The 22,330-nt window shown below is 68.3% G+C and carries 16 protein-coding genes; 4 read left to right on the forward strand and 12 right to left on the reverse strand.

The window, feature by feature from the left end:
- Positions 1-17: 17 nt before the first annotated feature.
- The 7 genes from U1H99_RS10065 to U1H99_RS10095 form a co-directional block, all read right to left on the reverse strand.
- A complete protein-coding gene (locus U1H99_RS10065; protein WP_323141599.1) occupies positions 18-1,400 on the reverse strand; it encodes an LLM class flavin-dependent oxidoreductase in 1,383 nt (460 codons plus the stop codon).
- A 7-nt stretch (positions 1,401-1,407) separates the two neighbouring features.
- Positions 1,408-2,235: a MetQ/NlpA family ABC transporter substrate-binding protein gene (locus U1H99_RS10070; RefSeq protein ID WP_323141600.1), complete on the reverse strand. Its 828-nt coding sequence runs from the start codon at positions 2,233-2,235 to the stop codon at positions 1,408-1,410.
- Between the two features lie 28 nt (positions 2,236-2,263).
- On the reverse strand, positions 2,264-2,941 hold the full coding sequence (locus U1H99_RS10075; protein ID WP_323141601.1) for a methionine ABC transporter permease: 678 nt from the start codon (positions 2,939-2,941) through the stop codon (positions 2,264-2,266).
- The gene (locus U1H99_RS10080) at positions 2,934-3,743 is read right to left on the reverse strand and encodes a methionine ABC transporter ATP-binding protein (protein ID WP_323141602.1); all 810 of its coding nucleotides are present in this window, start codon (positions 3,741-3,743) and stop codon (positions 2,934-2,936) included. The genes U1H99_RS10075 and U1H99_RS10080 overlap by 8 nt, the downstream gene beginning before the upstream one ends.
- A gap of 8 nt (positions 3,744-3,751) precedes the next feature.
- A complete protein-coding gene (locus U1H99_RS10085) occupies positions 3,752-4,942 on the reverse strand; it encodes an acyl-CoA dehydrogenase family protein (RefSeq protein ID WP_323141603.1) in 1,191 nt (396 codons plus the stop codon).
- A 141-nt stretch (positions 4,943-5,083) separates the two neighbouring features.
- Entirely contained in the window at positions 5,084-5,752 is a 669-nt protein-coding gene (locus U1H99_RS10090) for a haloacid dehalogenase type II (RefSeq protein WP_323141604.1), read from the reverse strand.
- 73 nt (positions 5,753-5,825) lie between these two features.
- Positions 5,826-6,452: a LysE family translocator gene (locus U1H99_RS10095; protein ID WP_323141605.1), complete on the reverse strand. Its 627-nt coding sequence runs from the start codon at positions 6,450-6,452 to the stop codon at positions 5,826-5,828.
- A 138-nt stretch (positions 6,453-6,590) separates the two neighbouring features.
- Here U1H99_RS10095 and U1H99_RS10100 point away from each other — a divergent pair, with 138 nt between their 5' ends.
- The 4 genes from U1H99_RS10100 (at position 6,591) to cphA (U1H99_RS10115) (ending at position 13,627) form a co-directional block, all read left to right on the forward strand.
- Positions 6,591-7,466: a metallophosphoesterase gene (locus U1H99_RS10100; RefSeq protein ID WP_323141606.1), complete on the forward strand. Its 876-nt coding sequence runs from the start codon at positions 6,591-6,593 to the stop codon at positions 7,464-7,466.
- Positions 7,467-7,793: 327 nt separating this feature from the next.
- Positions 7,794-9,200, forward strand: coding sequence for a branched-chain amino acid transporter BcaP (bcaP, locus tag U1H99_RS10105; RefSeq protein ID WP_323141607.1), 1,407 nt, complete (start codon positions 7,794-7,796; stop codon positions 9,198-9,200).
- Positions 9,201-9,538: 338 nt separating this feature from the next.
- Complete coding sequence (locus U1H99_RS10110) at positions 9,539-10,906, forward strand: iron-containing redox enzyme family protein (RefSeq protein ID WP_323141608.1); 1,368 nt, start codon at positions 9,539-9,541, stop codon at positions 10,904-10,906.
- A gap of 87 nt (positions 10,907-10,993) precedes the next feature.
- Positions 10,994-13,627 (forward strand): cyanophycin synthetase, encoded by a 2,634-nt coding sequence (cphA, locus tag U1H99_RS10115; RefSeq protein WP_323141609.1) that lies wholly within the window; start codon positions 10,994-10,996, stop codon positions 13,625-13,627.
- Positions 13,628-13,905: 278 nt separating this feature from the next.
- Here the strand turns inward: cphA (U1H99_RS10115) and cphA (U1H99_RS10120) are convergent, their stop codons facing one another.
- The 5 genes from cphA (U1H99_RS10120) to U1H99_RS10140 all read right to left on the reverse strand — a co-directional run bounded on the left by cphA (U1H99_RS10120) (position 13,906) and on the right by U1H99_RS10140 (position 22,131).
- Positions 13,906-16,497, reverse strand: coding sequence for a cyanophycin synthetase (cphA, locus tag U1H99_RS10120; RefSeq protein ID WP_323141610.1), 2,592 nt, complete (start codon positions 16,495-16,497; stop codon positions 13,906-13,908).
- On the reverse strand, positions 16,494-17,408 hold the full coding sequence (locus U1H99_RS10125; RefSeq protein WP_323141611.1) for a cyanophycinase: 915 nt from the start codon (positions 17,406-17,408) through the stop codon (positions 16,494-16,496). Before U1H99_RS10125 ends, cphA (U1H99_RS10120) begins: the two co-directional genes overlap by 4 nt.
- Entirely contained in the window at positions 17,405-18,316 is a 912-nt protein-coding gene (locus tag U1H99_RS10130) for an isoaspartyl peptidase/L-asparaginase (RefSeq protein WP_323141612.1), read from the reverse strand. Before U1H99_RS10130 ends, U1H99_RS10125 begins: the two co-directional genes overlap by 4 nt.
- 158 nt (positions 18,317-18,474) lie before the next feature.
- The gene (locus tag U1H99_RS10135) at positions 18,475-18,933 is read right to left on the reverse strand and encodes a DUF2244 domain-containing protein (RefSeq protein ID WP_323141613.1); all 459 of its coding nucleotides are present in this window, start codon (positions 18,931-18,933) and stop codon (positions 18,475-18,477) included.
- Positions 18,934-18,978: 45 nt separating this feature from the next.
- The gene (locus U1H99_RS10140; RefSeq protein WP_323141614.1) at positions 18,979-22,131 is read right to left on the reverse strand and encodes a PAS domain-containing hybrid sensor histidine kinase/response regulator; all 3,153 of its coding nucleotides are present in this window, start codon (positions 22,129-22,131) and stop codon (positions 18,979-18,981) included.
- Positions 22,132-22,330 lie beyond the last annotated feature (199 nt).

Consider the following 22,330-nt stretch of genomic DNA (forward strand, 5'->3'; position numbering starts at 1 on the left):
ATTAGCTAAAAACCTGATCAGGCGGCGGATGGCTGCGTCACGATGCTGACCCGCTGCCCGGGATGGTGGGGCGCCAGCCGGTCGCCCCGGCCCAGCAGCTGGTTGCGCAGGGTGCCGCCGGGATAGTCGGTGCGGTAGCGCCCGCGCCGCTGCAGCTCCGGCACCACCAGCTCGACCACGTCGCGCATCGATTCATGGGCCACGGCAAAGGCGAGATTGAAGCCGTCGGCGCCGGTCGCTTCCTGCCAGGCGTCGAGCTGGTCGGCCACCTGGCCGGGGTCGCCCACCAGCACCGGACCGCGGCCGCCCAGGCCGATGAAGCGTGCCGCCTCGCGCACGGTCCAGGTGCGCTCCGGGTCGGCGGCGCTGAGCGACGCGAGGGCGGTACGGCCTGCGTCAGTGTCGATGTACTCGACGGTGGCGTCCAGCGGCAGGCGCGCGAAGTCGACCCCGGTCCAGCCGGACAGCAGCGCCAGCGCACCTTCGACGTCGACGTGTTCGAGGTAGTCCTGGTACTTGGCCTGGGCCTCGGCGGCGGTGGGCGCGGTGACGATCAGCGCCTGCGCATACACCAGCAGTTCGTCCGGATCGCGGCCGGCGGCACGTGCCGCAGCGCGGGTGGCGTCGACGTATTTTTTTACCACCTGCTTGCTGGGGCCGGCCACGAAGGTCGCCTCGGCATGGCGCGCCGCGAACGCGAGGCCGCGCGGCGAGGTGCCGGCCTGGTACAGGAAGGGCGTGCGCTGGGGCGAGGGTTCGCACAGGTGGATGCCGGGCACGGTGTAGTGCGGGCCCTGGTGCTGGATGGGGTGGACCCTGGCCGGGTCGGCGTACACGCCTTCGACCTTGTCCGCTACCACGGCATCGTCGTCCCAGCTCTTTTCCCACAGCTTGTAGACCACCTCCAGGTAATCGTCGGCGAGGTCGTAGCGTTCGTCGTGGCCCAGCTGCCGGGTCTGGCCGAGGTTGCGCGCGGCGCTGTCGAGGTAGCCGGTGACGATGTTCCAGCCGACGCGGCCGCCGCTCAGGTGGTCCAGCGTCGACATGCGGCGCGCAAAAGTGTACGGATGCTCGTAGGTGAGAGCGGCGGTGACCCCGAAGCCGAGGTGTTCGGTGGCGTGGGCCAGCAGCGGCACCAGCGCCAGCGGATCGGCCAGCGGCACCTGCACCGCGTTGCGCAGCGCGGCGTCGGGACTGCCCTCGTAGACGTCGTAGATGCCCAGCACGTCGGCCAGGAACAGGGCGTCGAAGCGCCCGCGTTCCAGCAGCTGCGCCAGTTCGACCCAGTGGGCGGCGGTCTTGTAGCGCGTGCTGGTGTCGCGCGGGTGGGTCCACAGGCCGGGCGATTGGTGGCCCACGGTGTTCATCTGGAAGGCGTTGAAGCGGATCGGCTTGGTCATGTAGCAGTTATTTTGCGCGTTGGGCCAGCATGGCCAGCTGGTAGTCGGTCTTGGCGTAGCCGGCGTTGTGCTGCTCGGTCCAGGCCAGGAAGTCGCGCGAGCGGTAGGCCGCGGCCAGGTCGCGTGCGAAGGGTTTGTCGAGGTCGGCGCTGCGTACCGCCACCACATTGACGTAGTTGCGCGAGATCTTTTCGGTGCGCAGCGCCTCGGTCAGCTTCAGGCCCGAGGCCAGCGCATAGTTCCCGTTGACGAAGGCGTAGTCGGCATCCTGCAGCGCGCGCGGCAGTTGGGCGGCTTCGAGCGGCAGCAGCTTCACGCCGCGGATGTTGCGCGCGACGTCGCGCTCCGACGCCTTGACCGGATCGGTGTTCGGACGCAGCTGGATCCAACCCATCTGCTCGAGCATGACCAGCGCCCGTGCCTGGTTGGTCGGGTCGTTCGGCAGCGCTACCGTGCTGCCGGCGCGGGCCTCGTCGAGGCTGCGGTGCTTGCGGCTGTAGATCGCGATCGGCGCGGTCGGGATCGTGACCAGTTCGGACAGTGCCAGCTTGTGGTCACGCGAGAATTTATTCAAATAGACGATGTGCTGGAACACGTTGGCGTCGAGCGCCCCCTCGGCCAGCGCGAAGTTCGGCTGGATGTAGTCGTTGAACTCGACCACCTTCACCTGCCAGCCCTGGCGTTCCAGGATCGGCTTGATGCCGTACTTGACCTGGTCGGCGTAGGGGCCGGCGCTGGTGCCGATCACGATCTGTTTCGGGTCCTTTGCCCCGGCCTGCAGGCTGCAGCCGAATGCCAGCAGGAGCGCCAGCGCTGCGCGGCGTGGAATCTTCATGTGCTTCCTTCTTGTTGAGATGAATGCGTCAGCGCTTGTCGAGCCGGCGCGCCACCCGCGTGCCGGCGAACTGGATCAGCTGCACCAGCACGATCAGCAGCGCCACCGTGAACACCATGACGTCGGTCTCGAAGCGGTAGTAGCCATAGCGGATCGCGAGGTCGCCGATGCCGCCGCCGCCGACCACGCCCGCCACCGCCGAATACGACAGGAAGCTGATCGCCAGGACGGTCAGCGCCAGCACCAGGCCGGAGCGTGCTTCGACCAGCAGTACCCGGGTCACGATCTGCAGCTCGGAGGCGCCCATCGCTTCGGCCGCCTCGATCACGCCGCGCGGCACCTCGCGCAGCGTCTGTTCGACCAGGCGCGCGAAATACGGGATCGCTGCCACCGACAGCGGCACCGCCGCCGCCAGCGGCCCGATCGAGCTGCCGGCGATGACGCGCGTGAAGGGCACCAGCGCCACCAGCAGGATGATGAAGGGGAAGGAGCGGACCGTGTTCACGACCCAGCCCAGCACCGCGGCCAGGGTCCGGTTCTGCAGCGACTGGCCGTCGCCGACCAGGAACATCAGGATGCCGAGCGGGCCGCCCAGCAGCAGCGCCGCGCCGAGGCCGATGCCGAGCATGGTCAGGGTCTGGCCGAGGGCGACCAGCAGCTCGGGCAGCAAGGTGATCAGCTTGTCGAGGGTCGAGGCGTCAGGCATGCAGCGCTCCCTGCAGGGCGGCGCCTGCCTCGGTGCCGTGGAAGGCCAGTTCGCGCCCGAGCGCGGTCAGGCGCGGCGTGCTGGAGTCGGCCAGGTCGAACTGCTCGGCCACGCGGCCGTCTTCCAGCACCGCGACGCGCTTGCACAGCGCACCCAGTGCCGGCAATTCGTGGCTGACGATGACGATGGTGACGCCAAGGCTGGCATTCACCTCGCGCAGCGTGGCCAGCAGGCCGCGCGTGGTCTCGGCGTCGAGCGCCGACGTCGGCTCGTCGCACAGCAGGATGTCCGGCTGGCTGGCCAGCGCCCGCGCGATCGCCACGCGCTGCTTCTGGCCGCCCGACAACTGGGCCGGATAGCTGGCCGCCTTGTCGCCGATGCCGACCAGGTCGAGGCATTCGCGCACCCGGCGCTCCAGCCGCGGCGCGTTCAGCAGGCCGTGCAGGCGCAGCGGGAAGGCGACGTTGGCGTGCACGTCGAGGTTCTGCAGCAGGTTGTAGCCCTGGAAGATCATGCCGATGTTGCGGCGTGCCAGGCGCAGGCCGCGCCGGCTCAGGCGGGTCAGGTCCTGGCCGGCGACGAACACCGATCCGGCATCCGGCGTTTCCAGCAGGTTGATCATGCGCAGCAGCGTCGACTTGCCGGCCCCGCTGCGGCCGACGATGCCGAAGATGTCGCCGCGCTCGACCTGCAGCGTGACGTCGCGCAGCGCGGCGTAGCGCTCGCCATTGGCATGAAAGGGGGCGGCAAAGGATTTGGCGATGCCTTCGAGGCGGATCAGCGGCTCGGCTTCGGTGTGCATGGCAGTGCTCAGGAATAGGCGGTCGGTTCCGGCAGGCGGCCTTCGAGCGCGTAGCGGCCCAGGTCGCGCAGCTTGTAGTCGACCGGATCGTGCAGCGTGTGCACGCGGGCGTTGCGCCAGAAGCGGTCGAAGCCGAAGCGGGCCGACGTGGAGCGGGCGCCGGTCAGCTCGAACAGCTGGCTGCCGATCTCGATCGAGGCGCGGTGCGCCAGCACCTTGGCCTCGGCCACCGCCACGGCGACCTCGCCGCGCTCGGCCGCGGTCAGGTCGGCGCCGCGCCGGAAGGCGGCATCGAGCTTGCGCGCCGCCTCGTCGGCGAGCAGCTGCGCCGGACGCACCAGCAAATGGAATTCGCCGAAGCGGTGCTGGATGAAGGGATCGTCGACGGCGTTTTCCACGCCGGATGCGAACCAGGGGCGCGCCTCGTCGCGCAGGTAGCCGCGCGCCGCCGCCAGCGCGCCTTCCGCCAGGCCGAGGTAGAGATTGGTCACGACCAGCTGGGCCACCTGCGAGCGCAGCGTCGCCTGCGGGGTGGCGGCGCGGCCGGCATGCTGCAGCACCAGGTCGTCGCTCAGCGTGACGTTGTTGAAGCGGACGTTGCCGCTGTCGGTCTGGCGCTGGCCGAAGGCATCCCAGTCTGCCTGCACCTCGATGCCGGGCTGGCGTGTCGGCAGCACCGCGATCAGGGGCGCGGCGGCCAGCGGGTCCCAGGCCGAGATGGTGAGCCAGTCGGACCCGACCGAGCCGGAGGCGAAGCTCTTGATCCCGTTCAGCAGGTAGCCGCCGGCCGAGGGCACGCCGACCAGGCGCTTGTCGAGCGGGTTGAGCGCATTGCCCCAGAAGGCGTTGGTGGCGACGGTGTCGGTCAGCAGGCGGCGCTGCTGCCCGCTGCTGCCGTACAGCTGGATGCCGGCCAGCTGCAGGTGGTGGAAGCCAAGCAGGTGCGCCAGCGCGCTGTCGGCCCGGGCGACGATGCGCACGACCCGGTAGACCGTGGGCCAGTCGGCGCCGAGGCCGCCGCATTCGGCCGGGACCGACAGCGCCAGCAGCCCGGACTCGCGGATCCATTCGCGCTCTTCGGCGGCATGGCCGCCGATGCGGTCGCGCTCGACCGCGGTGGTAGCCAGGCGTTCCGCCAGCCTGTCGGCGGCGGCGATCGGATCAAACTCGGTGGGCGCAGCGGGAAATGCCAGGTGCATGGTGAATATCCAGGTCAGAAATAGCAGCCAGTATTGCAAACGGCTGTCGGTGCGTGAACGAAGATATTCGGGCTTGCATATTTGTTAAACGCTAAAACGAAAAGCGTCTAAGCATGTGCATGCGGCAGAGACCGGAGCGGCTCAGGCACCCAGCCGGTCGGCCAGTTCCCCAATGTCGGCCACCAGCAGTTCGGGCGGCTCGGCCAGCGGAAAAGGCGCCTGGTCGTTACGGCGCACAAACGCATTGCGCAGCCCCGCCCAGCGTGCCCCGGCAACGTCCCAGCCATGCGCCGCGACCAGCATGGCCTCCTTCGGTTCGACCCGCATGCGTCGCAAAGCCCCCTGGTAGACCGAGGCATGGGGTTTGTACACGCCGGTCTCCTGCACGCTGAACTGGGCATCGAAGCAGGACGCCAGCCCGGCATAGTCCAGCTGGCTGCGCAGGCCAGTGGTGGTGGAGTTCGACAGTGCGGCCAGTTTGAACCCGGCGGCGCGCAGCCGGGCCAGCGCCGGCGCCACGTCGGGGTAGGCGGGCAGGCGCGTGATCGGCGCGATGGCAATGCGGGCCTGCTCCTCGGACAGCTTGACGCCGCGTCCCTCGGCCAGCATGCGCAGAACGGCGGTGCCGATCTCGGGCAGGGTGGCGTACTGCTCGGCCAGCGACATCGCGGTGGCGTACTGCAGCATCGTGGTGAACCACAGCTTGGGGCTGTCGGCGCCCGGCAGCACGCGGCGGATGCTGGCCTGCAGCGGAGTCAGGTCGAGCAGGGTTTCGTTGACGTCGAACAGCAGCAGGGCGGGGCGGGACATGGGCGCGTGCGTATATATAAAGACGCATCATCGCGTATCCCGGGCGGCAGCGGCGCGCGCCAGGATAGGGACATCAGCGCGCGATGATCAAGCGCAGCCCCAGCCCGATAAATACGACTCCGGCGGCGCGGTCCAGCCATACGCCCGCCTTCGGCTTGCGGTTCAGCCAGGCGCCGACGCTGCCGGAAAAGTAGCCCAGCAAACCGAACAGCACGGCGGCCTGCACCGCGAAGGTCAGCCCGAGCAGGGCCGTCTGCAGCGTGACATGGCCGTGCGAGGCGACCACGAACTGCGGCAGGAAGGAGAGGAAGAACAGCGCCACCTTGGGATTGATGGCCGCCGCGATCGCGCCCTTCATCATCAGTGCGCGCGGTGATTCGGTCACCCCCTCGGCCTGGCCGACCTTGCCGGCGCCGCGGCTGCGCAGCGCGCCGACACCGAGCCAGGCCAGGTACAGGCCGCCGCACACCTTGAGCGCGGTAAACGCCAGCGGCGACGCGGCGATCAGGGCGCTGACGCCGATCACGGCCAGCAAGGTGTGGCTGAGCGTCCCCAGCGCGCAGCCCAGGCCGAAGGCCATGCCGCGCAAGCGGCCCTTGGCCATGCCGAGGCTGAGTACCAGCATGTTGTCCGGTCCGGGGGACAGCGTCAGCAGGATGACGGTGCCGAGGAAGGGGAAGAACTGGTCGTAGGTCAGCATCGGGAGTCGGGAAAGACATGGAGCAAAGACGAGGGATAGCCATCTTACACGGCCTTGTCGACCGGCACTAGGCATTGCCGGCGCAGTACCAGGGCCGCCTGCGATGGTGTACAGTGCGGCTTTGCCAGCGCGCCACCCATGCCAGCCGCCACGACCAAGTCCGACCGCCCGATCCGCAATGCCACCGAACGTACGCTGAATGCCCTGTTGCTCGGCGGACGGGTCGCGCGCCTCAGCTACCGTCTCGGCGGGCTCGGGCGGTTACGGGTGACGCGCCACACAGTAGTGCTGGCGCCGCCAATCATGGCAGCGCTGCCGCGACCGCTGCGTGTCGGCTTCGCCTCCGACCTGCACGCCGGCCCCACCACCGCGGCTGCCCTGTTCGACGACCTGCGCGCGGCGCTCGAACGCGAGCGGCCCGACGTGCTGCTGCTCGGCGGCGATTACGTGGCCTTCGACGCCGCCCACGTCGCCGACCTGCACGCCTTCCTGCAGGCGGCGCAGGCGCCGCTCGGCACCTATGCGGTCATCGGCAACCACGATATCTGGAACGGGCGGGCGCCTGTGGAGGCGGCACTGCGCGCGGCCGGGATCGAGGTGCTGGTCAACCGCAGCGTAGCCTTGCCGGCGCCCTTCGGCGCGGTCAGCATCTGTGGCATCGACGATCCCTGGACCGGACACCCCTCGACCCGGGATGCGTTTGCCGGGGCCGCGGCCGCGGCGCTGCGCATTTTCCTGACCCATTCGCCGGACGGCGTGACACTGCTGGATGGCCAGCGCTACGACGCCGCCTTCGCCGGTCATACCCATGGCGGACAGATCGCGGCACCAGGCGGCCGGCCGCTGTTCCGTCCGAGCGGTCCGGGTTCGCGCCATTACAGCTACGGTCCCTACGAGATTTCGGACAACGGGCCGCTGTTCGTCAGCCGCGGCGTCGGCTGTTCCGGTATTCCATTGCGCATCAATGCCGATCCCGAACTCGTGATCTGCACGCTGGGCGGCCACGGCGGCTGATGCTTTTTATAGGACCATCGCGTCTTTCCGCCCGGCGTTTCGCCTCGCGCAAAGCACCCAACATTGTTTTTTGAGTATTTCCTTTGATTCCGGATAACAGAATGGCGATAATGTGACGCCACTAGGACCTGTCCGAAAGGAAAGGTCCTTTGCTTCCGCCTGGCATCCTTATTGCTTGCCAGAAGCGGTCGCAGGCCCGCGCCCGAGGAGGAGACATCCAAAGGTCGGCCGGCGATACCCTCGCCGTGTCGCAGCATCAAGCCCGACTAAGCACGCCCGACCATAAGAAAGGGCACGGGGTCTATCATCAATTGATTGGAGAAAGCAGTGAGTCTTTTTAGAACCAAGAATCTCGACCAGATGGTCGCCAGCAGCCAGAAGACCGGCGGGCTGAAGAAAGTGCTGGGCCCGATGGACCTGATCCTGATGGGCATCGGGGCGATCGTCGGCACCGGTATTTTCGTGCTGACCGGCACCGGCGCGCTCACGGCCGGTCCGGCGCTGACCGTGTCCTTCATCGTTGCCGCGATCGCCTGCGGCTTCGCCGCCATGTGCTACGCCGAATTCGCATCGACGGTGCCGATCGCCGGCTCGATCTATACCTACAGCTATGCGGTGCTGGGCGAACTGGTGGCCTGGATGATCGGCTGGGACCTGCTGCTCGAGTACGGCTTGGCGACCTCGACCGTAGCGGTCGGCTGGTCCGGCTATTTCCAATCCTTCCTGCATGGCTGGGGTTTCGACCTGCCCGCGGCCCTGACCGCCGCGCCCGGCGCGCGTCCGGGCGTGGACACCGTCATGAACCTGCCGGCGCTGTGCATCATGCTGTTCCTGACCTGGATGCTGTCGCTGGGCGTGCGTGAGTCGGCACGCGTCAACAATGTCATGGTGGCCATCAAGATGACCATCGTGCTGCTGTTCATCATCTTCGGGTTCGGCCATGTCAACACCGACAACTGGCGTCCATACGCGCCGTTCGGTGCGTCGGGCATCATGAGCGCCGCCGCGCTGGTGTTCTTTGCCTTCATCGGTTTCGATGCTGTGACCTCGGCCGCCGAGGAAGTCAAGAATCCGAAGCGCGACCTGCCGATCGGCATCATCGGTTCGCTGGCGATCTGCACGGTCTTGTACGTGATCGTCTCGGCGATCATGACCGGCATCGTGCCGTTCAAGCTGTTCGAAGGCGTCGACCACCCGGTGTCGCTGGCGCTGGAGCACGCGGGCGTGAACTGGCTGGCACAATGGACCAATGTCGGCGCCATCCTCGGCATGACTACCGTGATGCTGGTGATGGCCTACGGCCAGACCCGCATCCTGTTCGCCATGTCGCGCGACGGTCTGCTGCCGGCCCGCCTGTCGACCGTGCATTCGAAATACGGCACCCCTTACTTTGCCACCTGGCTGGTCGGCATCGTGTTTGGCGTGATCGCCGCCTTCGTACCGCTGAACGTGCTGGCCGAGCTGGTCAACATCGGCACCCTGGCCGCGTTCTGCCTGGTCTCGGTCGCCGTGATCGTGCTGCGCAAGAAGCGTCCGGACCTGAAGCGCGCCTTCCGCTGCCCGGGCGTGCCGGTGGTGCCGGCGATCGCCGTGCTGTTCTGCCTGGCGCTGATGTCCTTCCTCAGCCTGATCACCTGGATCGCCTTCCTGGTGTGGCTGGCGCTGGGCCTGGTGGTGTACTTCGGTTATGCGCGTTCGCGCTCGGTGCTGGGCGGCGCGGTGTCGAAGACCTGAGCGGCCGTCGTCACTTTCGTTAGATCCGGAAGCCGCCCCTGTTTGCACAGGGGCGGCTTTTTTCAAGCGCCTGGGCATCACCTACCGAGCGAAAATCTTGTCGTCAGCGTAATGTCCAAAGGCTTGAAATCGTGAATTTTTTGTAAGTTCTGTCCGACATTCATGTGGGATGCGTACCGATTACGTGCACACCGATGCGTCCGCATAATCACGGCAGAACATTTACTAGAAGATTCATTATGACTTCAAGCTTAGCCGTCGACAGCCTTGAACGCGCAGCCGCAGCAGCCGCCACGAGCGATACTGCAATCCCGTCTGCCAAGGCACTCTATTTCTCCATGCTCGACAACCCCGAGGAAGCCGCGGTGGAGGCCCGCGCTTTCCTGCATGCACAGATCGAGCTGGCCCGCTGCGAACCCGAAGAATTGCCGGAATCGGTAACGCAGTTGTCCGGATGGGTCCAGGGCCGTTCCGAAGCGGTCGGCCTGGCCTATCGCGAATACCTGAACGCGCGCAAAAATGGTGCGGCGCGCCGCTACTTCACCAACAAGTCGCATGCGCTGGCCTTCCTGAAGGGCGCTGCGCCGACCAAGCTGGCCGATGGCGCCTGGCTGTACGGCACCTTGTCGCGCTGGGAAAACCCGGATTTCCATCCGCTGATCAAGACCTATCTCGAGGAACTCGGCGACGGCGTGCCCGACAAGAACCACGTGACCTTGTACCGGCGCCTGCTGGCGGCGCATGGCTGCGAGCACTGGGAAGGCCTGTCGGACCCGCACTTCGTGCAGGGCGCGATCCAGTTCGCGCTGGCCTATAACGCCCAGGATTTCCTGCCCGAGATCATCGGCTACAACCTCGGCTACGAGCAGCTGCCGCTGCACCTCCTGATCACGTCGTACGAGCTGAACGAGCTCGGCATCGACCCGTATTACTTCACGCTCCACGTCACCGTCGACAATGCCGGCAGCGGCCACGCCCACAAGGCGGTGCAGGCGCTGCGCAACCTGATGGCGCAGTCGAGCGACCCGGCCGCCTTCTACCGGCGCGTGCTGGACGGCTACCGCCTGAACGAACTCGGTGCCAGCACCACCTCGATCATCGCCGGCTTCGACCTCGAAGCGGAGCTGGTCGAAATCTTCACCGCCAAGGCGGTCGTCGGCAAGAACATGCACTCGGATTACTGCCGGGTCGCCGGGCGCTCGATCAACGACTGGCTGGCCGAACCGGCCCAGATCCCGGCCTTCATGGCGGCGATGGAAGGCGCCGGCTGGATCAAGCGCGGCGAAGACGCCGAGAACAGCCGCTTCTGGCGCCTGATCCAGGGCGAACGCGCCGAAATGTTCGGCGTGTTCTCGACCTATGAGCAACAGGTGCTGCGCGACTGGATCCAGAGCTCGCGCGACGACAGTACGGCCGCGCGCACCGGCCGCGTGCTGAGCCACCGCGCCCGCCAGCGCACCCTGGACACGCTCAACCAGCACGCCGAGCGCGGCGCCTATCCGGAGCGCGGCCTGATCCGCCGCCGCAGGACGGGGGCGGAGAGTGCCGGCGACGCCGAACTGCGCCAGCTCGAGCAGAAGGTGGCCGACGCCGCCGGCAAGCCGGAAGCGATGGCCATGCTGGCGCGCCTGATGTCGCCGGCCGTGCACCATACGGCGATCGGCCTGATGGCCACCCGCATGTATTCGCAGTTGCTGGACGCCTGATCCTGTTCAGGCAAGACCAACCCTAGAAAGACCCGGCACGGGCGCGGCATGACCGCGCCCGGCCCTCGTTCCGAACAAGGAAATCCTGTGCGCATACTCGAACAACGCTTCCTGCGTGGTCCCAACATCCACGCCGATACCCCATGCCTGCTGTCCGTGCTCGATCTCGAAGACATGTACGGCGTCTCCACGCGCGACCTGCCGCACTTCAACGAAGCGTTGCTGGACCTGCTGCCGCTGCTGGCCGACTACCTGGTGCCGACCGGCCAGCCGGGCGGCTTCGCGCAGCGCCTGCGCGAAGGCACGTATCTGGCGCGCGTGATCGAGCACGTGACGCTCGGCCTGCAATGCCTGGCCGGCGCCGGCGCCTCGTTCGGCCGCACCCGCCCGGTCACCGGCGTGCCCGGCCAGTACCGCATCGTGTGCGCCTACCAGCTGGAAAAGGTGGCGCAGCCGGCGTTCGCGCTGGCGGTGGACATCGTCGACGCACTGGCCCACGGCCGCCCGTTCGAGCTGGCGCCGCGCATGGAGGAGCTGCGCGAGCTGGCCCAGCACTACGCGATCGGCACCTCGACCGCCGCCGTGCTGGCCGCGGCCCAGGAACGCAACATCCCGATCCAGCGCGTCACCGAGGACGCCAACCTGTTCCAACTCGGCTGGGGCGCCAAGCAGAAGCGCATCCAGGCCACCATCACCGGCGAGACCAGCAACATCGCGGTACGCATCGCCAGCGACAAGCAGCTGACCAAGACCCTGCTGGCGGAAGCCGGCGTGCCGGTGCCGCAGGGCGAGACCGTGACCAGCATCGACGACGCGCTGCGCGTGGCGCGCCGCATCAAGGCGCCGGTGACGATCAAGCCGCTCGACGCCAACCAGGGCAAGGGCGTTACCGTCAACTGCCGGACCGACGAGGAAATCGAGCAGGCCTATGCGTTCGCGCGCAAGCATGGCCGCCGCATCATCGTCGAACGCCACGTCGAGGGCCACGACTACCGCGTGCTGGTGGCCGGCGGCAAGGTCGCCGCCGCCTCGATGCGGCGTCCGGCCCACGTCGTGGGCGACGGCGAGAAGACCATCCGCGAACTGGTGGACCTCGAGAACCGCAACCCGGCGCGCGGCGCAGGCCACACCAACATCCTGACCCAGATCGCCCTCGACGCCCACGCCGAGGAAATGCTGCGCAAGCAGGACTACGAGCCCGATTCGGTGCCGGCGCCCGGCGCCGTTGCCTACCTGCGCGGCAACGCCAACCTGTCCACCGGCGGCACTGCCGAAGACGTGACCGATGTGCTGCCCGAGTCGACGCGCCGCCTGTGCATCCGCGCCGCCGCCAAGATCGGGCTCGACGTGGCCGGCATCGACATCGTCTGCCGCGACATCGCCGAACCCCTGGAAGCGCAGGGCGGCGCCGTGATCGAAGTGAACGCCGCCCCCGGCATCCGCATGCACCAGTACCCGAGCAGCGGCCAGCCGCGCGACGCCGGCGACGCCATCGTCGACGGCCTGATGGGCAAGTCCGACGGCCGCATCCCGATCATCGCCTGCACCGGCACCAACGGCAAGACCACCAGCACGCTGCTGATGGCGCACACCGTGCGCCTGGCCGGCCGCGTGACCGGCGTCACCACCACCCACGGCGTCATCATCGACGGCAAGCAAGTGGTCAAGGGCGACTGCACCGGCTACTGGTCGGCGCGTACCGTGCTGGCCTCGCCGGACGTCGAATTCGCGGTGCTGGAAACCGCGCGCGGAGGCATCCTCAAGCGCGGCCTGGCATTCGACCGCTGCGACGTCGGCGTGGTGCTGAACGTGGCTGCCGACCACCTGGGCCTGGACGGCATCGATACGGTCGAAGACCTGGCCCAGGTCAAGGCGGTGGTGCCGATGTCGGCCTCGCGCGCGGTGGTGCTCAACGCCGAAGACCCGCTGTGCGTAGCGATGGCGCGCCGGTTCCATCCGGACGTCGAGATCGTGTACTTCTCGATGGAAGCCGACAACCCGATCCTGCTGCGCCACCTGGAAGAGGGCGGCCGCGCCACCTACCTGCAGGACAACGCGATCGTGGTGGCCGACGCCACCTACCACCAGCAGCTTGTGCGCGTCGAGAGCATGCCGATCACCTTCGGCGGCCGCGCTCGCTACAACATCGCCAACGGCCTGGCCGCGGCGGCGGCGCTGATGGCGTCCGGCTTCACCAACTTGCAGATCGCCACCGGCCTCTCCACCTTTGTAAGCGACGGCAAGAGCAACCCGCTGCGCACCAACGTGTTCGACGTGCGCGGCGTGACCGTGATCGTCGACTACGCCCACAACCCGGCGGCCTACGCGGCGTTGTCGGAAATGGCGCGCGGCCTGCTGCCGGGCCAGCTGGTCGGCATCGTCACGGCGCCGGGCGACCGCCGCGACACCGACCTGGTCGAGACCGGGCGCGTGTGCGCGGCCGGCTTCGACGAGCTGGTGGTGTACGAGTCGGCCAGCCGTGGGCGCCAGGTCGGCGATGCGGTCGACCTGATCCTGCGCGGCGCCGAGGAAGTGGTGGGCGCATCCGACACGCTGCACCGCGAGCTGGAAGTGGGCAAGGCGATCCGGCTTGGGCTGTCGCTGTGCCAGCGCGGCGACGTGCTGGTGTTTGCCTGCGGTTCGTCGCTGCAGGTGTTGGTGGATGCGATCCGCGACATGGATCCGGAGAGTGCGGAGCGGATCGCGGCGCAGGTGGGATAAACGCGTTTGCTTTTCGCACCATGCAGGCATGCCGCAATTCAGCCCGGATGCCCCTCCAGGTTGCGCCGTGCCTGCCGCTCGTAATGCGCTAGCGCATCGTCACAGGACACAGGATGCAGGATGACTTCTATTTTCTCATGCAAAAAGATCTGACGTTCTCGCGGGCACAGCCAAACTGTTATTGACAGGTCGGCCATGAAAAAACGCCGCTCCCGCAGCGGCGGGAACGGCGTTTCGAAAATGAGGAAAGGGGCTGCTGGGCTTACCGCGCAGCGGCGTCAGACCGCCGCTTCCGCCTCGATACGCTGCGCCGTCGCCGGCGACGTCGGGCGGATCGCTTCCAGCAGCTCGCTGATCGACGAGCCGCAGCCGAACACCAGCACATCGCCCGGTTCGCACCGTGCCAGGCCCTTGCGGATCGCCGGGTGCACGTCCAGCTCGACCTGCAGGTGGTCCTGCTCGAACTTGCCGACCTGCGCACCCTGCACCAGCAGGCGTGCGACCTCGCCGGCGGCGCGGCCGCGGTTCTCGGTTTCGTACACGACCAGTTCGTCGAAGCCGGCGGCGCAGGTGGCGCCGATGTCGACCAGGTCGTCGTCGCGGCGGTCGCCTGGGGCTGCCACCACGCCGACCAGGCGGCCCGGGGTCAGGGCGCGCGCGGTTTCGGCCAGTGCCGCGTAGGCGGCGCTGTTGTGGGCGTAGTCGACGATCACGGTGACGCCGTCGACGTCGAACACGTTCGAGCGCAGCGGATTGTGCTTCCAGTCGGAGACGAAACTGCGCAGGCCGTCGACGATTTCGAGGTTGCCGAAGCCGCAGGCCGACAGCGCCGCCGCGGCCGCCAGGCTGTTGGCGATGTTGTAGCGCGCCGCGCCCCGCATCGTCACCGGCATGCTGCGCACGTCGAGCAGGGCTTCATGCTTGGCGCCGTTGGCCAGCACGATGCTGTTGTCCTGCAGGTAGACCGCGCGACCACCTTGTTCCAGATGGCGCACCAGCACCGGGTTCTCGGCGTCGAGCGCGAAGTACAGCACTTCGACGCGCCCGGCCAGCGTGCCGGCCATCGCGACGCAGTGGTCGTCCTCGGCGTTCAGGACCACTGCGCGGCGAGCGCGCCCGGCCACCACGGCCTTGACCTTGGCCAGCTCTTCGATGGTGTCGACGCCATCCAGGCCGAGGTGATCGGCGGACACGTTCAGGACCACCGACACGTCGCACATGTCGTAGGCAAGGCCGCGCTTGAGGATGCCGCCGCGCGCCGTTTCCAGCACCGCGAACTCGACCTCGGGCGACGCCAGCACGGCGCGCGCCGAACGGTAGCCGGTGCAGTCGCCCCTGGCGATCTGCGCGCCGTCGATGAACACGCCTTCGGTGGTGGTGCAGCCGGTGCGCAGGCCGGCAGCGCGTGCGGCATGCTCGATCAGCAGGGTGGTGGTGGTCTTGCCGTTGGTGCCGGTCACGGCGACCAGCGGGATGCGGCCGTCGTCCTGGCCGAACAGCGCTTCGGCGATCGCATCGCCGGCGTCGCGCGGGGTACCGCGGCTCGGGTACTGGTGCATGCGGATACCGGGCGCCGCGTTGACTTCGATGATGCCGCCGCGCTGTTCGCGCAGCGGTTGCGAAATGTCCTCGCATACGATGTCGATGCCGGCCACGTCCAGGCCGATGGTGCGCGCGGCGCGGATGCAAATGTCGCGGGTTTCCTCGGGCAGCAGGTCGGTCACGTCTTCGGCGGTGCCGCCGGTCGACAGGTTGGCGTTGCCGCGCAGGTCGACGCTGACGCCTTCGGGCAGCACGCTGTCGAGCGTGTAGCCCTGCTTGGCCAGGATGTCGGTCGCCAGGTCGTCGAGCGGAATTTTGGTCAGGATATTCGTGTGGCCCTCGCCGCGCGCCGGGTTGCGGTTTTCCGTTTCAACCAGTGCGCGCACGCTCGAGATGCCGTCGCCGGTCACGTGCGGCGGACGGCGCCACGACGCGGCGGCAACCTTGCGGCCGGTGACCAGCACGCGGTAGTCGCGCCCGCGCAGGAATTCCTCGACGATCACGTGGCGGCCGTAGTTCTGGGCGAAGGCGAAGGCGCGCTCCACTTCTTCGGGCGTCGATACCGCGGTCGTCACGCCCTTGCCCTGGTTGCCGTCGAGCGGCTTGATGGTGACGCTGCCGATGCGCCTGGCGACGCGCTGGGCCTGCGCCAGCGAGGTGACGGTGTCGCCGGCCGGGACCGGGCAGCCGGCCTGGTCGAGCAGGGTCTTGGTCAGCTGCTTGTCGCTGGCGATGCTGACCGCGATGTTGTTGGTGGCGCCGGTGATGGTCGCCTGCAGGCGCTTCTGGCGGCTGCCCCAGCCGAGCTGGAACAGGTTGGCGTGCTCGGTCAGGCGCAGGCTCGGGATGCCGCGCTTGTGGGCGGCGGCGATCACGGCGCCGGTGCTGGTGCCGATCGCATGGCGCTGGGCGATGTCGTGCAGATTGTCGACGGCCGCGGCCAGGTCAAATTCTTCGTGGCGCGCCAGCGCCTCGAACAGCGCGCGTGCCGTCTCCAGCGCGGCCACCGCCACCTGCTCGGTGGCGTAGCCGCAGGCCACGCGCACCCGTGCCGGACCGGTGAGGGCCGGTACCGATTGGCTGAAGGCGCCGGGCGCGCCGGCCAGGCGCTGCAGCTCCATCACCACCGGCTCTAGCGCGTCGGCCGTGCTGTTGCAGTCGGACAGGCGCGCCGAGGCTTCGGGCGGCATGCCGGGCAGCAGCGCCAGCAGGCGTGCGCCCAGGCCCGGCAGCAGCTCGGCGCCTGCGCCGTCGATGACGGCCAGCAGGCAGGGAGTGGCCGCGTACAGGTTGGGGCCGCGCAGGAGGCGTTGTTCGATGATTCTCATGAGATCGGATTCCGTTTCGTTACATTTTCCAAAAACTCGAGCAGCGGCTGGGGAATGCGGCGCTGTTCCTGGTCGCCTTCCTTGGGCAACTGGTACTTGCTGCCCGACGGCAGCAGGTGCAGGCGCACGTCGATCAGTTCCGGCGTCTCGCGGTTGGCGATGTCGTGCAGGTTGGTGGTCATGCTGCGGCCGTCGACGACGGTGACCGCGCCTTCGCCCAGTACTTCAATGCCGACGCCGCGTTCGATCACCAGGGCGGTATCCTCGTCGATGCCGATCCCCTGCAAGTACGGATTCTGGGCCACGATCGACAGCAGGCGCGACAAGCGCTGGCGCTCCGAAAAGTGCTGGTCGATCACCACCTTGTGCAGGAAGCCGAGGCCGGCGCCGAGGCTGACCGACCCTTTTTCCGGATGCAGTTCGGCGCGGCCCTGGGCCAGCATGTGGCCCGACATGGCCGAAGCGCCGGCGCTGGTGCCGCCGATGACGGCGCCGCGCAGCTTCAGCGCCGCGTGCATCTCGGCGTCCAGCGCGGTGCCACCGATGATGGCGAGCAGGCGCTTCTGGTCGCCGCCGGTCATGAAGATGCCGGTGGCGTCGACGATGTCGCGGATGTGGTCTTCGTCGTTGGCGTCCTGGCGGCTCTGCAGGCCGAGGTGCACCCGCCTGGCGACGCCGAGCTCGCCGAAGGCGCGGTCGTAGGTCTGCCACATCTCGTCGGCCACCGTGCTGGCGGCCGAGATCACGACGATCTTGGCATCCTTGCCGCCGGCCAGCTCGACGAAGCGGCTCAGGATCTGCATGTCGTTGCTGCGGTCTTCGTGGCCGCCGATGATGACCAGGTGGCCGTAGCCTGTGCGGGGTTGTTCGTTGCCGATCTGCTGCTGTTCCTGAGTGCTCGTGGTGTTCATGCTTGGACGATCCTTGCGTGGGGCATGTCGCGGTTGCCGTGGGCGGCGGCTTCGGTTTTGGTGACGCCGATCAGGCCGACCGCGACGTCTTGCGGGAACAGCTCGATGCCGCGCTGGAGCGCCTGCTCGAGCGGCATGCCGTTCTCGATCCAGCCGTAGACGGTACGGGCCAGCAGGTGGCGCACGATGTGTTCGCCGATGCCGGTGGCGGCGATGGCGCCGTGCGGGCCGGCGAAGAAGCCGGCGCCGATGATCGGGGTGTCGCCGACACGGCCCAGCAGCGACGGCGCCGAACCGCCGGTCGAGCAGGCCACGCCGAAGTGGCCGTCAGGGGCGCGCACCACGGCGCCGACGGTGTCGCAGGCGGCGCTTTCCGGCAGCGTGGCCGGGGTCTGGTAATTCCAGTAGCGCAGGAAAGCGTGGTTGGAGACGCCCGGCATGGCCGGCACCGAGCCGGCCAGTTCCTTCAGCAGCTTGCGGTGCGCTTCGCGCTGGCGCTCGCTGATCCTGTCGTGCACGGGATGGCCGATGGCGGCGGCGAAGCGGGTGGCGCCGTCGCCGGCCAGCAGCCAGTGCGGAGTCTCAGCCACGGCGCGCGCCAGCAGCACCGGATTGCGGATGCCCTGCACGCAGGCCACGGCACCGAGGCGGCCGCGGGTGTCCATGATCGATGCGTCCATCTCGACGGTGGAGCCGTCGAGGCACAGTACCGAGCCGCTGCCGGCGTTGAAACGTCCATCGTCTTCCATCTCGGCGACGGCGGCAATCGCCGCTTCCAGCGCATCGCCGCTGATCCCGAGTTCCTCGACGCCGCGCTGCGCAGCGCGTTCGCAACCGTCGTCATATTCGCGCGGGCTGCCGACGCCGCCGTGCGCCACGATGGCAAAACCTTGTTCCAAACCGGTCATTCTTCTTCGTCTCCAACAAATGCATAGGCTGCGCATGGCGATCCGCGCAGCACAGGAATATCGCATTATGCAAAATGTGTAGAAAACGAAACATCGGTACCCTAGCCGTGTGGTTGTAAGAGCCCGCTTACATGGCTGGGGGATGCGAAGCTGGCCGGCTAGCGCATCATCGACAGGCTGCGCAAGGCGGCGCGCAACTCGGCCGCGACCTGGCGGCGCCTGGCGTCGGTGACGAAACGGCCGACCTCGACCTGCACGCCGCGCGACTCCAGGCACAGCAGCGCGTGGCGGCCGCCGGCGCCGCTATGTTCGAGGACACGGGTGCGCAGCGGATCGAGGCAGGATTGGCGGCGCTCGCCGGCTTCCACGCACTCGACCACCAGGGCGGCATCGGTGAGGGCGATCCGTTCATGGTCGAGCGCGTGGCGCGCATACACCAGCAGCGCCAGGCCGACTAGTGCCAGCTCGCAGAACGAGAAGGCGAGAATGATCCAGACGCCGCGCAGCAAAAAGGCGACGGCGACCGCGCCGGACGCGCAGCACAGCAGCGCATACGCGCGCGCCACCTGGCGCGGCGACAGCGAGCAGTTGCGGGCGAGCCTCCATTCCTGGTCCATCGCGCCATCCTAGACCCAGGGTAGGGCGGCCGGCGCACGGCTGGACTAACCGATGCTGCTGCAGGGCGGCCGCCCCTGGCTGGCGGCCGAGGCCATGTCGGCAAGCAGCTTCTGCACCGTGGCCAGGTCGACCGGCTTGGTCAGGTGATGATCGAAGCCGGCGTCGCGCGAGCGCGCGCGGTCGTGTTCCGCGCCCCAGCCGGTGAGGGCGACCAGGCAGGGCCGGTCCAGGCCCGCCAGGCCACGCAGCGCGGCCGCGGTCTGGTAGCCGTCCATGCCGGGCATGCCGATGTCGAGGAATACCACTGCCGGGCGGAAGGCGGCGGCGGCTTCGAGCGCCTCCGGGCCGCTGTGGGCGACGTGGGTGGCATAGCCTTCGATGTCGAGGATCATGGCCAGCGTCAGCGCGGCGTCGACGTTGTCGTCCACCACCAGCACGCTCATCTTGGGTGCTTCGGCGTTTGGCTGTATCGGCGCGGCGGCGCTACTGCTGCCGCCGCCGTCTTGCACCTGGCCCGGCGCCAGCGGCAGGCGCACCGTGAAGCGGCTGCCGCTGCCGGCGCCGCCGCTGTGGGCGTCGACGCTGCCGCCGTGCATCTGGACCAGCTGGCGTACCAGCGACAGGCCGATGCCGAGGCCGCCCTGGGCGCGTTCGGCGCCGCTGCCGACCTGGCTGAACATGTCGAAGACCGTATCGAGCGCGTGGCCGGGAATGCCGATGCCGGTATCGGTGACGGTGATGACGGCGTCGCCGCCCTCGGCGCCCAGGGCCAGCCCGATGCGCCCGCCGGCCGGCGTGTACTTGGCGGCGTTGTTCAGCAGGTTCGAGACCACCTGCGCGATGCGGGTGGCGTCGCCGTCGACCAGCAGGGTGGCGTCGGCCAGGTCGAACACCAGTTCGTGGCGGGCGGCCTCGATCAGCGGCATGCTGGTCTCGACCGCGCTGGCCAGCACGCCGTTCAGGTCGATGCGTTCCATCCGCAGGTTGAGCTTGCCGCCGCTGATGCGGGCCACGTCCAGCAGGTCGTCGATCAGGTGCACCATATGGGTGACCTGGCGCTCCATCATTTCGCGTACCCGGACCATGCCCGGGGCCAGGTCGCGGTTCAGGCGCATTACCCCCAGGCCGCTGCGGATCGGCGCCAGCGGGTTGCGCAGCTCGTGCGCCAGGGTGGCCAGGAATTCGGTCTTGCGGCGGTCGGCTTCGGCCAGGTCGTCGGCGAGGCGGCGCAGCGTCTCTTCGGCGGCCTTGCGTTCGCTGATGTCGCGGAACAGGATGGCGACCTTATCGCTGCCGCTACCGCCGATGCGGGTGATATACAGGTCGAGCCAGCGGCCGCCGGCGCGCACTTCCTGTTCGAGGCGGCGCGCCTGGCCAGTGCGGGCCACCGCGCCGAGTTCGTCCAGCCACCACAGTTCCGGATCGGCGATCCTGCTGCGCATGGTCTTGCCGACCACGTCGGACACGCCGGTCTGGACGGCGAAGGCAGGATTGGTTTCGAGGTAGGTCCAGTCGACCGCCTGGCCGGCGCCGTCGAATTCGAGTTCGAGGATGGCGAAAGCCTGGTCCATCGATTCGAACAGCTTGCGGTAGCGTTCCTGGCTGGCGCGCAGCGCCTCGGCCGCGCGCTTGCTCTCGGTGGTGTCGAGCACGATCGCCACCACGGCGCGGTGTTCGCCGCCGGCGCCGCGCACCGCGTTGACGCTGCTGGTGGCCGACACCAGGGTGCCGTCCTTGCGCCGGTAATGCTTGTCGATCTGGAAGCCTTCGCCGGTGGCCAACAGGCCGCCCAGCGTCAGCGCCGTCTTCTCGACCGAATCCGGCGCCGTGATGTCGAGGATGTTGCGGCCGAGCAGCTCGCTCTCGTCGTAGCCGAGCATGTCGCAAAAGCGCCGGTTGACCAGCGTGATCATGCCGTTCACGTCCATCTCGACCACGCCGGTGGCGGCCTGGCTGACGATCTTCTGGAACCGTTCCCTGCTGTCGTGCAGGCCGATGTCGGCCAGCTTGCGGTGGGTCTGGTCGACGCCGTGGCCGAGCAGGCCGGTGATCTTGCCGTCGGCGTCGCGCAGGGCGATGAACACCAGGTCGAGGTAGCGCCGCTCCGGTGCCTCGCCGGGGACGCGCTGCAGCGTGACCAGCAGGTCGCTGGCGGCATACGGTTCGCCGGTGGCGTACACGCGGTCCAGCATCGCGATCAGGCCCTGGGTCGCCAGTTCGGGGACGGCCTCGTCGTTGGACAGGCCCAGCAGGGGACGGTCGCCGACCAGCTCGCGGTAGCGGTCGTTGACGAATTCGAACACGTGCTCGGGGCCGCTCAGCACGCACATGAAGGCCGGCGCGCGCATGAACACTTCGCTCATGCGCTGGTGCGTGGCCTGCAGTTCGCGCAGCAGGCGCTCGCGGTCTTCGCGCACCGCGGCCAGCGCGGTGACGTCGGTATGCACGCCGATCCATTCGCGCACCGCGCCGGCGGCCGACTGCGCATCGGGAATCGGCACGGCCTTGACGCTCATGTGGCGATAGCTGCCGTCGGCGCGGCGCAGGCGGTGTTCGCCCAGGTAGGGCGAGCCGGACTCGATCGAGCGGCGCCAGGCGGCAGCGGTCATGTCGCGGTCGTCCGGATGCACGGCATCGAGCCAGCCGAGGCCCTGGGCCTGGACGACGTCCTGGCCGGTGAAGGCGGACCAGGCCGGCTGTTCGCTGTCGAATTCGCCGTTGGCCCCCGTCTTCCAGACAATGGCGGCGGTGGCCGATACCAGCGAGTCGTAGCGCGCATCGCTGGCGGCGAGTTCGCTGCGCATGCCGTGCGCTGCCGTCACGTCCTGCGATACCGTGACGAAGCGCACCTGCGCACTCGCGGCGGCGGGCAGGGCGCTGACGCGCACGTCCCACCATTTCGGCGTGCCGCCCAGGGTCGGGCAGGGCGCGCTGAAGCGGGCGCTGCCTTCGCGGCTGGCCTGCGCCAGTGCTGCGTCGAGAGTGGCGTGGGCTTCCTGCGGCCACAGTTCGCGCCACGCGCGGCCTTCCACCTGGGCGGGATCGGCGATGTCCATGGCGGCGCGGCAGCTCCCGTTGGTGGCCACGATGCGGCCTTCGCCGTCGAGCAGGTTCATGCAGTCGAGGCTGGATTCGAACAGGTGCTCGCCGAGCATGGCCGCGCAGTCAGTGGGAAGGTTGTTCTTAATCTGGGGCATGGTTGAAGAGCAAGGCGGGCAAGAAGATACTGAACACATCGGGGCCTGCGGGATTGTAGCATCAGTGTCCATCCCTTAGCGGTTCGGCGTTGCCATGGGGCAGCTACCTATTGTTGCGGAAATGCGGCGCCGGCGAATGCGGCGGCAGGTGTGGCCAAGGTCGGAATCTGGTAACATTTCGCCCCTCTCACGAAAGGTA

It is taken from the genome of Massilia phyllosphaerae (assembly GCF_034659755.1).
Taxonomy (GTDB): domain Bacteria; phylum Pseudomonadota; class Gammaproteobacteria; order Burkholderiales; family Burkholderiaceae_D; genus Telluria; species Telluria phyllosphaerae.